Raw genomic sequence first — 14,267 nt, forward strand, 5'->3', positions numbered from 1 at the left:
AATATTGCAACCCCTTCTATTATTTTCATTTCAACAGAAAGAGTATAATCACTTATAATTAGATCAATAGGCATACCCACCATATTAGAATATGGTGCAATAACAAAACCTGAAAATCATATTTAAACAGCACAAAGTTGCACTAGCATCACAAATAAGCACCCTTTCATTGTATTATATGAGCTAATTCTTCATCAGAAGAATCTGAATATGCGCTCATAAATTCTTTAGGCGTCATCTTAAAATATTCATGAAAAGAGTTTGTAAAATAAGAATGTGACTTAAATCCAACCTTATAGGCAACCTCAGATATATTCACCTCATGCTTTGCTAATAAATAAGCAGCTTGTTTCAAACGAATTGATTTTATCAGATTGACCGGAGAGATATTCATACATTCTTTCAGCTTTCTGTTCAAATGCACTCTACTAAGGCCAATATCTCTGCTCAACTCATACACCGTATATTCCGAATTCTCTATATTCTTTTTTATCGCATCCACTACACGCAAAACAAGTTTATCATTATAAGAATCCAAAGTTGTCTCTTCATATTTACACTCTGCGTCCATCTGCAGCCTATTCTTTATAATTTCACGAGTTGATATGGCCTGTGTAATACTCCCCTTCAAAACCTCCAGTGAAACAGGCTTTGTCAGAAATCTATCGGCCCCACTATTCATACACATAGCCATACTTTCCTCATCAGTCAATGAAGTCAGAACGATGACTGGCACACAACTGGTTTTTACATTAGATTTAACCTTCTTACAAAGCTCTATCCCACCAATTTGTGGCATAATTAAATCAGTAATGATTGCGTCCGGAACGTTTTCAAAGATATCTTGTAAGGCCTCTTTTCCATTACTAAAGATTCTTATATTATAAATTCTGGAAAGTTCCATCGAAAGATAATGAAGCAAATCATTATTATTATCAACAATAACAACATTTTTTTTATTAGTAACCACCGAACGCTCTTCGTTATCTTTCAATTGTATATTAATAAATTCAGAGACATTGTCTATCTTTTCTATCTTTGAACGGTGTATCGAATATAAATCCTCCACTGTATCAACAACTTCCATTTCATTTTTACTTAAATGAACATTACCTAATGGAATATCTACAATAAAAGCAACCCCCTTATCGTCAACATTACAAGCTTTAATAAGTCCATGATGCAATTCGGTTATTACTTTAGCCAAATGCAGTCCAATTCCCGACCCTTCCTGCTCATGATGCTCATCAACACGGACAAAACGCTGAAAAATACGTTCCAAATTTTCCTCGCTGATCGTTTGGCCCGTATTATAAATCTTAATTTCTACATATTCTTTGATAATGGAAGGCAATCCTATTCTTTCTTCTTTCTTTTTAGTCTCAACACAAACATCAATAGAGCCATATTCAGGAGTAAACTTAAAAGCATTAGATAATAAGTTAAATATAACCTTATCAAAATTGGCCACATCAATCCATGTCTTTAAATCATTATAAGAAGAGTGAAATGCAAAACTTATATGTTTTTGAGTAGCTAGCCCTTCAAAAGACTTCATTATATCTTGCAGAAAAATAATTAAGTCTATTTCATTGAATTTCAAGCTTAATTGTCCATTATCTATTTTTCTCATATCCATGATCTGATTTACTAAACGTAAAATACGTTGCAAATTTCGATACATCAAATTATAGATTTCTTTCTGTTGAGGACGTTGCTCTTTCTCTCTAAACTTATTAAGAGGCGTCATCACTAAAGTTAGGGGAGTACGAATTTCATGTGACAGATTAGTAAACATGCGTAACTTGGCCTCTTTTATCTGCAGTTCTACCAGTTCTGCCTGACGTTTCCGTCTACGCAACCAATACGAATGCAAATATTTAGTAACTAAAGCCAATAAAAATGTGTAAATGATATACGCCCACCAAGAGCGATACCAAGGTGGTAAGACTCTTATTTTTATTGATTTGACTGCAGCCTTATCAAAATCACTACCCTCAATATAAGCCTTTAACTTAAACACATATTCTCCCGGAGGTAATTTACGATAAATGGCCGAACGATAAGCAGAAGGCATATATTGCCATGACTCTTCATAACCTTCCATCTTATATGCATAAACAATTTTATTGGGAGAAGCAAACTCTACAACTGAAAAATCCAAAGAAAATATAACATCGCTATAATTTAAAATAATACGAGTCGCCTGATCAATAGGAGCATCCAAAATTGATGATTCTGAATTAAATTTAATAGTTTCGTTCAAAACTGTCAATCGCGTAAAGAAAGGTTCTAGAACCGGCAATTCATAACTATTTACCCTTCTCGGATTAAACACCGTGAATCCGTTATTTCCTCCAAAATACAATTCTCCATTTTTATCAACAAAAGTTGCACCAAAACGGAATTCATTACTTTGCAATCCATCTTGAGAATAGTAGTTCTTAAATAATTCTGTAGAAGGAGTCAAACAAGATAGCCCATTCAATGTTCCTATCCAAACATCTCCTGCAGGAGTCTTCTGCAATGTTTCTATGACATCACATGGAAGTCCATCACTTCTTGTATAACGTTTTCCCTGCCCATTCTTTACATCATACCTGATTAATCCTCTATTAGTTCCTACCCACAAAGTATCCCCTCGTTGGCAACAAGCATTAATTTGAGTCTTTAGTTCCCTTTTGGGCATATTGATTTCCTGCATTTTTTTAATTGCATTGTCATAATAATAAAGACCATAAGCTGTTCCCATCCACAGATCTCCGACACCATTCAGATATAAAGTAAACGTCCAAAACGGAGTATCTTCTTCCGTAATAGAAATTATTTCATTTGTTGAAAGAGAAATGGCTTTTACTCCATTACCCAAAGAGCCAACATAAAGAATATCCTGCAATTTATCATAGGCTAAACAACTTAACTTCATATCATGTAACTTCGAATATGGGACTATCTGCTTTTGTCCGGCAGCAAGAGTATATAATCCACCCAAATAAGTAGCAATCCAGATGGTCCCTCTTTTATCTTCAACCATAGCCATAATTGAATTATTAGTCAATTGGCTGTTATGTTTTGAGAAGTTCAAAATTTTATTGTTTCCAGAGATCAAGTATAATCCTCCCCCATCTGATCCCACCCATAATTCCCCATTTTGCGAGCGTAGTATAGAAGTCACACAAACACCACCATTTGCAGAGTCATTATTAGCATACAAGTTAACAGGACGGAATCCATAAGTAGACTTAGGAATCATAAAAAGTCCTCTCATATAAAGCCCAAGCCATAGATTTCCCTGTTTATCGTTCAATAATGCATGGATTTTACTGCTCTTCAACTGACCAAAAGGTGAAATTTCACCCAATGTCCATGTCGGACTATATATTTCTTCTTCTAAAGGGTTAAAAAACAATACACCTTCCCCCTCACTTCCAACCAGCATAAAAGAAGAGTCCGCTATTACATTCCTTCCTACTGTCAGAGATTGAGCCAAAGTTCGAGAGGCTTTTTTCCCTTTCGCCCTACGTATTTTTCCATACTGCTTGTCATATATCAATATGCCATGATTCAAAGTACCAATGATCAGATTACCAGAAAATTCATCCTCACAATACGAAGTTACTACTATAGATGAAGAAAATGGTTTCATCTCATCACTCCATATATCCCTTATAACTTTTAATGACGGTGCATCTAAAAGGACAATCCCTCCCCTTTCTAAAAACACCCACATCTTTTGGGATGAATCAAAATAAATCCCTCTCAAATATTTGGTTGGCAGTAATTCATTAAAATATTGATGTATGGCCCCTTCTTCTTGCATCGTTTTGACATTCAAAGCATAAATTCCACGTCCCGAAGTACTAATCCACAATTTATCCTCATCTTTAGCGAAAGCAATGCCACTAATGCTTAAAGAAGAAGCTTGAACGGCATCCAAAGATTCAAATTTGATTTTACGAAAATCAAAATTCCCCGAATCATACCATTGGAGATTAGTAGTAGTGGCCACCCATATTTTACCTTGATTATCTTCTATCACTGATACTACTTTATTCCCAGCTAGAGACAAAGAATCATTATCATCATGATAAAATGTATCAAACTGTACTCCATCAAAACGAGACAATCCATACGATGTAGAAATCCAGATATATCCTTTACTGTCTTGCATTAAAGATTCAATCTGGCTACAAGATAGTCCCTCTGAAGAAGTAAACAATTGAGGAGATTGTGCCACAAGTGAAACATGACACATCAGTAACAACATTATTGATACAAGTGTATTTTTCATATTATATACTATTAAGATATGCAGCAGCAAAGTAAAAGTTTTAATTTCAATTCATGATACATATATGATACATATTTTATAATATTTGAAACATCCACTACTATGCTACCAGAAACGCATCATTCCTAAAAGGCTTATATGAAAAAAAAATAATTGATAGATTATACAACAAAAATAAAAATGAACGTTTCAATACATAAACGACACGTATCAAAAAACAAGTTATAAATAATAAAATACATCCATATTTGCAATAGAAATAACGACACTCTTTTATTATATGATTCAATCATGGGAAATGCATTTTTAGACAGAAGAACCTTTTTAAAAAACATCGGCATCATGGGAGGAGGATTACTATTAGCCTCCAGTCCCTGGTTATCAACTTTCGCTGAAGTTGACCACACAATAAACTACAAAGTTCGGTTAGGAATTATAGGTCCCGGATCACGGGGATGTTTCCTTTTAAAATTTATACAGAAAAATCCTAAAGTCGAAATTGTCGGAATTTGTGATATTTATCAAAAGTCTATTGACAATGCCTTAAAGATTGCACCTAAAGCTAAAGTTTACAAAGACTACAGAGCGCTATTAGATAGTAATGAAATTGATGCTGTCATCATTACCACCCCCCTATTTCTGCACAAAGAAATGGTCATTGCAGCGATGGATGCCGGTAAACACGTATTCTGTGAAAAAGCGTTAGCCATGAATGTCAAAGACTGCTGGCAAATGTACATGAAGCATAAGGCAACCGGAAAAATTTTTTTCACCGGGCAACAACGCTTATTCGATCCCCGTTATATCAAAGTCATGGAGATGATTCATACAGGTGTCTTTGGAAATATAGAAGGAATACATACTTTTTGGTATAGAAACGGCGATTGGCGCAGAAATGTGCCTTCCCCCGAATTAGAGCGCCTCATTAATTGGCGCCTTTATAAAGAATATTCATGCGGGTTGATGACAGAACTAGGCTGCCATCAATTGCAAATAGGTAGCTGGGCTATGCGTGCCATCCCCAATAAAGTGATGGGACATGGTGCGATCACGCATTGGAAGGATGGACGTGACGTTGACGATAATATCAGTTGTATATATATATTTGATAATGGAGTAAAACTAACTTTCGACTCTGTCATTTCCAATCAATTTTATGGATTAGAAGAACAAATTCTGGGAAATCTGGGTACGGTAGAGCCTGAAAAAGGAAAATTTTATTTCGAAAAAACGCCACCTGCACCCGGCTTCTTGCAGTTATTAAACCAAATAGAGAATCAATTATTTGATGCTATTCCTTTTGCCGGTTCCAGCTGGGAACCCGAAACCATGAAAAATAATAAGGGAGAATATATATTAGGTGAACGCCCCCGCACGGATGGAACCTCACTGTTACTCGACGCATATATTGAAGCTGTTATCATAGGAAAACAGCCACAAAACATCGCAGAAGAAGGATATTACGCGAGTGCTCTAACTCTTTTAGGATATCAAGCCATAGAAGAAGAGAGAATTATCACTTTTCCTGACGAATTCAAACTTGATTATTTAAACCACAAAAATACTCAGATATGAAAGATACCATAATCACATCCAAAAGAAAACAGTTAGAGCTAAAAACTCTTTTAGCTTGCTTTATTATTATGAATTTGATTAATATATATTCAATATATACATTCAATACTTCCTGGACAGAAGTTATAATGTCTTTAGGCTATGTGACAATAGGTTCTTTCGCGCTCTATATTATATGGACAATCCTACGATTGTTTTTATTCGGATCAAAACATATCCTTGAAACTTTAAAAAAAGATTCAAGGATATGCAATAAAACTTCAGACTCGAAATAGTTTTATTAATATAATATTAATCCATTTCAAAACATTATTTGCACATGAAAAACGTTATTCTTTATTTAACATTTATAGGAATTGCAATGACTCCTATTAAAACTTTAGCTCAAGACAATACATTAACCAACCAAGAGAAAAATGAAGGTTGGAAATTATTGTGGGACGGAAAGACAACAAATGGCTGGAGAGGTGCCAGAATCTCCACTTTCCCGACAAAGGGATGGAAAATTATCGGCAATGATTTAGTAGTCGAAAAAAGTAAAGGAGAAGAATCAGGCAACGGAGGTGACATTGTTACAATCAAAACCTACAAAAGCTTCGAATTAGTAGCCGATTTCAAAATCACGGAAGGAGCCAATAGTGGAATTAAATATTTTGTTGACCCGGACTTGAATAAAGGAAAAGGTTCTGCCATTGGTTGCGAGTTCCAGATTCTGGATGATGAAAAGCATCCTGACGCAAAAGCCGGAAGAAAAGGAAATCGCACGGTCGGTTCACTATATGATCTCATACCTGCCGGCTCAAATAAATTATTCAAAAAAAATGAGTTCAACACGGCCCGCATCATTGTTAAAGGTAATCACGTAGAACATTGGTTGAACGGAATTAAAGTCGTAGAATACGAACGTAACAACCAAATGTGGAAAGCTTTAGTAGCCGGTAGCAAATACGCAGACTGGCCCAATTTCGGAGAAGGAAAAGAAGGGCATATCCTGCTTCAAGACCATGGTGACGAGGTTCATTTCAAAAATATAAAAATTAAAGAATTGGATTAACCGACAGGCCAAATAGATGCAAAACATTTTCAAGCAACTTCATGGAGAAAAAGGGGTACTCTACTCATGGTATGAAGCAATGCATACCCGTATTGATCTTATTATATGCAATAAGACGAAAGAGGAAAGCATCCTTATTACCCAATTGATAAAAAAGGAAATACAAAGGATAGAAAAGGTTAGTAATAGATTCGATGAAACAAGCGAGCTATTCAATCTCAATCAAACCGCACATATAAAGCCGGTTTCCGTAAGTGATGAACTTTATTCCATATTATCAGATTGCTGCGATCTACATGTTCAAACCTGCCAATGTTTTGACATCACTATCCAATCAGTTCCCCAATTAACAAACAGGATGGGAAAGCTTATTATGGACGACATTCAAAAGACCGTTTATTTTACACGAAAAGGAATTAGTCTCGATTTATGTGGATATATAAAGGGATATGCGCTAGATTGCATACGGAAAATACTAGAAACAAACCATATATCCGATGCGCTGATTAATCTAGGTAACAGTTCCATATTGGCTATAGGCAATCAGCCTCTAGGACAAGGATGGAAAATTGAACTGGGTTCTCCAAATTTCAACGCCACTATTGATAAAAGCATTATACTCAAAAACGAGATTTTAACAACTTCAGGTAACAAACGGGCAAAACAAAAACATATTAAACATCCCATTACTAATCAATGGATCACAGGAATTCGAGAAGTTTCTGTTGTCACTTCGACAGGAAAAGAAGGTGAAGCTTTATCTACAGCATTATTTGTAGCAACTGAGCAGGAGCGTTTAAAGATATTGGCAAACTTTTCTTTTCCTTATTTCATAGTTAAATAATAATATCAAAAGAAAAAATGAAAAAAGAAGAACTTTCCAGACGAGATTTCATAAAAAAGGTAATGACACTTTCAGCTGCAGCAGCGCTCCCTTCTTGTCTAATCGGAAAAAATATAGATGACAGCCTCAATGCATTGAAAGCGATATCCCCCAATGAGAAAATCAATTTAGCTTGCTGTGGTATTGGAAACCGGGGTGGAAGCATCATTAACGATCTATATAATACCGGAATGGTAAATATTGTGGCTCTTTGTGATACAGAAATAGGTGCTGCACACACATTGGGTATCTTAAACAGATTCCCCAAAGTCCCCCGCTTTCAAGATTTCCGGAAAATGTTCGATAAAATGAGCAATCAAATTGATGCCGTCTGCATTGGAGTACCAGACCATACCCATTTCCCAATAACAATGCTGGCAATGAGCCTTGGCAAACATGTATATGTTGAAAAACCTTTGGCACGTACATTCATAGAATGTGAACTTATGATGCAGGCTGCAAAAAAATACGGTGTGGTTACCCAAATGGGGAATCAAGGGCATTCAGAAGCCAATTATTTCCAGTTCAAAGCATGGAAAGAAGCCGGCATCATAAAGGACGTGACGGCAATCACCGCGCATATGAATTCTGCACGTCGTTGGCATGGATGGGATGTGAACATGAAAGATTTTCCTCGTGCAGAGACGGTTCCTGCCACCCTTGATTGGGACTGTTGGCAAGGAGCACGCCCTCAACGCTCTTACAATCACGACTTCATTAACGGGCAATGGCGCTGTTGGTATGAATATGGCATGGGAGCTTTAGGCGACTGGGGCGCTCATATTATTGATACTGCTCATGAATTCTTGGAGTTAGGACTACCTTACGAAGTAAATCCGGTCAAACTATCCGGACACAATTCTTTCTTTTTTCCTATGTCATCAACTATCTGTTTCCGATTTCCGAAGCGTAAAAATATGCCCGCATTAGACATAACCTGGTATGACGGCATTGATAACCAACCGGAGTTACCGGAAGGCTACGGAGTATCCGAGTATAATGCTGACATTCCGTTGGTAGGGAATCAAAAATTGCAGGCAAGTAAGCTCAATCCGGGCAAAATTATTTATAGCAAAGAATTTACTTTCAAAGGCGGATCGCACGGCAGTACGCTATCTATTATCGGTGATAAAGAAAAAAATATCAAGTATCCGGAGGTTCCAGCCAGCCCGTCCAATCACTTTGAAAATTTCATCCGTGCCTGCAAAGGAGAAGAAAAGACACGTTCACCCTTCGAAGTGTCCGGACCATTAAGCCAAGTATTCTGTCTGGGAGTATTAGCTCAACGATTAAATGTTCCATTAAAGTTTGATCGTGAACTTAAAATTATTACTAACAATAAATTAGCAAATGAACTATTAACCGGCGAGCCTCCACGTAAAGGTTGGGAAGAATTCTACAAACTATAAATCCAAAGTTAAATATAAGGAATCAACTGCAAAGTGATAGACCAAGTATTTATGAGATTAAAATTTGCAGTAAACAAATGGGCTAACTCTAGAAGACAAGGGTTAGCCCATTTTAAAGTTATCTGTAAAATCATGCGTTTACATAGAAACTTCGTATTTATATGGTGCCAAACAAATTTCAATTAGCATATATTTATTTCCTGTATCTAATATACTTATCCCAAATACTCTCAGACGAATAAAATTATTCATAAAAAGACGTAAACTCATTTCGCTATTATTTAATCTTCCCATTATATATTGATTATTTATTTGATAATATAGTCACTTTCAACTGTTCTTCTTTCCAATCCCCCGTTTTTTTGAAACCGGAAGCACCAGTTCTACTTTTTCATAAGGTCGCAGCACCGGAATCTTCCCTGAAGCGATTCTTATCCTCTTGTTGCCATCAATAGTTTCAATCTCCAATACCGACTGTTCAGATACTGACAATCCAAAATTCTGTATTTCAATCTTACATTGAGTCGTCCTTCGGTTAAGAAAACAGGTGCACGCGCCGAAAGAATAGGTGCGTTATAGTCCACATGAGGGAGACGGGCATATCCATAAAGTAATTTGCCTTGAACAGAACGCCCTATCAACTTTAAAACAAACTCTTCTTCCGTAACTCCATGACCTTTCGCATCAAAAATGACAATCAAGTCATTTCCATCTTTTTCTGTTTTCAGCACGCTGCATCCCCTGCCGTAATTCACTTCTTCAGATGCACCGAACCGTAATGACCGAATATCTATATCCGTATGGGGATTAAAACCTTCTTCGGCCTTGATTCTCACCTGTATGCTTTTTGTTTTGGGGTGTATCGGTTCAGTATTCATAACAGTCAAGATCAATCCGGGATTTAATGGAATACTGATGTTTTTCGAACTATGGTTGTCATAGGGCTTGTCCTGATGCTTTAAAGTATCTATGACGGCAAAATTTGCTTGAACAGCACGGCCATATTGATCCTGAAGAATCTTGATTCGTTCAAATTTAAACCAATCTTCCACTACACCGTCTTCGTGAATTGCAATTCCAGGCATATAAGCCTCTCCGGGATCAATGACCCATTTTACACCATCTTTGGAACGAAGGTAATAAGCAATCCTGCCATACCAGTCGTTGACAATCATATGATATTGGACAGAATCTCTCCATATTACCGGATCCTCAAAGCGCCCATCCACATTAGGATAGACACTTTCGTCCGTAATCTGATGATAAGTTGACAATCCGTCACGACTTATCCAAATGCCTCCTCCACGGCAAACCATTACGAACGAGCCGTCTTCCCATTGAGCAAAAGAAAGATTAGACAATCCCTCAATCACTTTGCGATCACGCGAATCAAAATCGAACTTACCATATTTCCATACTCCGTTCACATCATCAGTCACGTACCGTCCGTCAATAACATATAACACATACCTTCCATCTTTCAAGCGAAACACTTCCGGATTATGCCCCCTTCCAATGATATTATGAAGTTTGAATGGTCCGGTCGGAGTGTCACTCACCGTATTAAATACATATGACTTAGGCCACTCCATATGTCCTGCTGATGAATTTTCCAGCCAACCGCAAACGAAAAGGTGGTATTGCCCATCTTCTGCCTTTTGAATGTTTCCTCCCCAATATGACCACACACGATCCTCAATCCCATTATCAACATATCGAGGGATGACAGAGGTTGCCCCCCCATGTATCAGACGAAAGAATGTTGCCCTTCATAGGCAAAAAACGATCCATAAAACGAGCGCCTTCAATCAATTTACTCCACTCTACAGGGCGTTTACGCTCTATGATTTGTGAAAGAATGGTAACAGGAGTCATAAATAATACCATTCCGAAAACTAAAAATTTAAAAATATTATTTTTCATATTATCCCTGTTTATTGGTTTCGATTATAAGCATTATCTGCCATATTCCATGATAAAACCGTAGGTATAGGGGTGGTTACCGTCAATCGTATATTTATCTAACGTACGTGCCCCCCACGAATCGTTTCCACCTACTCCGTGAATGCTCAGATCAATATTAACCTGAATGAAATCCCTTTGCGGTAGCTCATGAGGATGCTTGGCTTTCTCAATATCTTTTTCGGTATAAGGCCATGCCCGAAAGCAAAGAGGTTGGAGTCCTGTAACTTTTATCCCCCTGTCTCCAACTCCATCTTTCAGGGAAAACCAACGAACATCACAACGATTAGCGTTATCCTGCGGCACGGGATAATCAGTTATAAATCGGGAAAGAGATAGGGCATAACGTCCTAGCAATGCCCCGGTTTTACGGTCAGGGTAATTCTCAAACTCACCACGGCCATACCATTCGACCTGTTGCATATCAGCTGGTAGTTGTATACGCATCCCGAATTTCGGTATTAACGGAATATTATTTTTTGTAGGCTTATAATCAGCTTCTACCTGCATTTTTCCTTCTCCATTCACAAGATAGGTCAGTACGTATGCAGCTCCTACAGGAAGTTCCATTTCAACCCTTACAACAGCCAATCCGTTTTCCATTTTAGTTATCACCCTTTTTACTGTCCTTTGCTTTCCGGCCTCTCTCCATGCACCCAGTCGCTGATTATACTCATTGCGCTTCTGATTATCGTTAGCCGGCTTCCAAAAATAAGGTTCTAAAGGAGCATACAACACTTCTTTTCCATTTACTTTCCAGCTTGTCAAGGCACCATTTAACTTATCAATCACAAAAACAGAATGTCCGACGATAACCTCAATACTTTCCGCCATATTTTTCACAAGCGGTGTATCGCCTTTTATATTGATGCTCTCTTGCCTCTTTGGCTGCAGGATAAATTGCTCGTAGGCAACTACAAAACCGGATTTCGCCCAAATGGTCGGTTTACTTAATTTCGCATATACATTGAGGCATATCTCTCCTTCAGCTTCTATATTATAAGGTATTTCCAATACATCATTGGCATTGACTGGAATATGGGCGGATTTGACGATTTCTCCATCATTCAGAAATTCATAGAAATATTCAAAGTCATTCAGTGACAGAAAGGCATGCTTGTTGACGAGCTTTACATTTGAAGCACCCTCTAGCTTGAAATCTATGTTTTGGTAAACTTTCCGAACCTCGTAATAATGAGGCTGCGGAGCACGGTTCGCACCGATTAATCCATCAATACAAAACTCTCCATAATTAGGATAATCACCGAAATCGCCTCCGTACGCCCAAAACTCGTCCTGTTCTAATTGTAAAGAGGCAGGATTTGCTTCATATTTCAAAGGTGAGCCATCTTTTTTTTCGCAATACCATGGTTAGCCCATTCCCAAATAGCACCTCCCAAAATGCTTTTGTCGGTCTCTATCACATCCCAGTATTCTTTAAAATTGCCGAGTGAATTGCCCATTGCATGGGCATACTCACGCATAAAAAAGGGTTTATCGTTTACTTCCCTAGCCAATTCTCTTAAACGGTCAGGGTGAAGATAGCCATCGTCATAGATGTCCGAGATCTCCCTATCCGTATCGCTGAATACAATTCGTGTGGAATCCAGGGCACGAACGGTATCCGCCATAGCCAGCGAATTAATACCATGTCCTCCTTCGTTACCTAATGACCAGAAAAGGACACACGGGTGGTTCTTATCCCGTTGCACCAATGAGACAGCTCTGTCTATATGTGCCAGCGTCCAATCGGGATTATCTCCTAACTCCTTGTTTCGCAGTCCATAATCATGGCTCTCCTGATTAGCTTCGTCCATCACATAAAAACCGTAGATGTCACATAGTTCGTAAAATAGCGGATCGTCAGGATAGTGTGAGGTACGGATCATATTAATATTCGCCTGTTTCATCAACCGAAGATCGGTTTCTAAAGTTGCCCGATCCACAAATCGTCCTGTCCGCGGATGGTGTTCATGGCGGTTGACTCCTTTCATCTTGATTGGCTTGCCGTTGAAATAGAACACTTCGCCTCTAACTTCCATTCTCCGAATCCCCAAATGATTACTAAATTGCTCTTGTACTCCTTTCTTGTTACGCAGCACGATCTTGACGTCATACAGATTGGGAATTTCTGCCGACCACAATTTCGGATTCTCCAGCACACAGGAAAGATCGAATATATTTACAGACCGAGGTGATAGTGATTTCACAGGTGCTGCCATTTTATATTCTACTTTTTTACCTCTATTGTCTCTTCCTTTCAACAAGACTTCTATCTCATAGTTTTTCACTTTTTTAGCTGATTGGTTGCGAAGCCATACTTTCATGTCAACTTTCGCCGAAGCAAAATTATCCGAAAGTTCCGCAGTCAAGGTATAATCCTTTATATGTATCTGCGGACGTATCCATAAATCGACCGAGCGGAAAATGCCACTCAGACGCCACATATCCTGATCTTCCAAGTAACTTCCGTCCGACCACCGATAAACCTCTACCGCCAAACGGTTCTCACCAGGCTTCACATACGATGTGACATCAAATTCAGCAGGTGACATAGAATTCTGACTGTAGCCAACTTTCTCTCCGTTAACCCACACATACATAGCCGATTCCACACCCGCAAAATGCAGGTAATATCGCTTGTCTCTTTCTCCTGGGGGAATTTGAAAAGTAGTCACATACGAGCCTACCGGATTCCGATTTTTGTAACTGAAATATTCTTTCGGTGGTTCACTCATCACACGGGGTTGATCCTTCTTAAACGGATAGGTCCAGTTAGAATAGATAGGCATACCATACCCCTGCATCTGCCAGTTACCAGGAACAACAATATCATCCCAATTTGCGACACTGAAGTCATTTTTATAGAAATCTACCGGACGGATATCAGGTTGGGGCGACCAATTAAATTTCCAGATACCATCCAACGAAACAATTTCCTCGCATTTACTTTTCCCCGAAGGCAATGTCAGCGTTGCATGATATTCCTCCTTATTGATTCCGATAACAGCCGGATTTTCCCAGTCCGGCATATTTTGCCCACTTGCCGATATAGTAATGAACAAAAACAATGAGACTATATTTCTCTTCATA

The 14,267-nt window shown here is 38.1% G+C and carries 6 protein-coding genes and 2 pseudogenes; 4 read left to right on the forward strand and 4 right to left on the reverse strand.

Features of this window, described 5'->3' with window-relative positions; genetic code table 11:
- Nucleotides 1–166: 166 nt before the first annotated feature.
- Complete coding sequence (locus Bovatus_RS12450; protein WP_224440848.1) at nt 167–4,291, reverse strand: hybrid sensor histidine kinase/response regulator transcription factor; 4,125 nt, start codon at nt 4,289–4,291, stop codon at nt 167–169.
- Between the two features lie 291 nt (nt 4,292–4,582).
- Here Bovatus_RS12450 and Bovatus_RS12455 point away from each other — a divergent pair, with 291 nt between their 5' ends.
- From Bovatus_RS12455 to Bovatus_RS12475, 4 genes and pseudogenes are all read left to right on the forward strand, one after another.
- Nucleotides 4,583–5,866, forward strand: a complete 1,284-nt coding sequence (locus Bovatus_RS12455) for a Gfo/Idh/MocA family protein (RefSeq protein WP_004297699.1) — start codon at nt 4,583–4,585, stop codon at nt 5,864–5,866.
- A gap of 409 nt (nt 5,867–6,275) precedes the next feature.
- Nucleotides 6,276–6,920: pseudogene (locus Bovatus_RS12465) on the forward strand (3-keto-disaccharide hydrolase); the annotation flags it as partial.
- Nucleotides 6,921–6,936: 16 nt separating this feature from the next.
- Nucleotides 6,937–7,764 (forward strand): FAD:protein FMN transferase, encoded by an 828-nt coding sequence (locus tag Bovatus_RS12470; protein WP_004297696.1) that lies wholly within the window; start codon nt 6,937–6,939, stop codon nt 7,762–7,764.
- Nucleotides 7,765–7,781: 17 nt separating this feature from the next.
- Nucleotides 7,782–9,212, forward strand: coding sequence for a Gfo/Idh/MocA family oxidoreductase (locus tag Bovatus_RS12475; RefSeq protein WP_004297695.1), 1,431 nt, complete (start codon nt 7,782–7,784; stop codon nt 9,210–9,212).
- Between the two features lie 378 nt (nt 9,213–9,590).
- On the opposite strand, the pseudogene Bovatus_RS12480 reads toward Bovatus_RS12475, so the two are convergent.
- The 3 genes and pseudogenes from Bovatus_RS12480 to Bovatus_RS12490 all read right to left on the reverse strand — a co-directional run.
- A pseudogene (locus Bovatus_RS12480) lies at nt 9,591–11,135 on the reverse strand (glycoside hydrolase family protein); the annotation flags it as partial.
- A 33-nt stretch (nt 11,136–11,168) separates the two neighbouring features.
- Complete coding sequence (locus Bovatus_RS25760) at nt 11,169–12,512, reverse strand: beta-galactosidase small subunit family protein (RefSeq protein ID WP_004297691.1); 1,344 nt, start codon at nt 12,510–12,512, stop codon at nt 11,169–11,171.
- On the reverse strand, nt 12,509–14,266 hold the full coding sequence (locus Bovatus_RS12490) for a glycoside hydrolase family 2 (RefSeq protein WP_004297690.1): 1,758 nt from the start codon (nt 14,264–14,266) through the stop codon (nt 12,509–12,511). The genes Bovatus_RS25760 and Bovatus_RS12490 overlap by 4 nt, the downstream gene beginning before the upstream one ends.
- Between the last annotated feature and the right edge of the window lies 1 nt (nt 14,267).

This window comes from Bacteroides ovatus, from assembly GCF_001314995.1.
Taxonomy (GTDB): Bacteria; Bacteroidota; Bacteroidia; order Bacteroidales; family Bacteroidaceae; genus Bacteroides; species Bacteroides ovatus.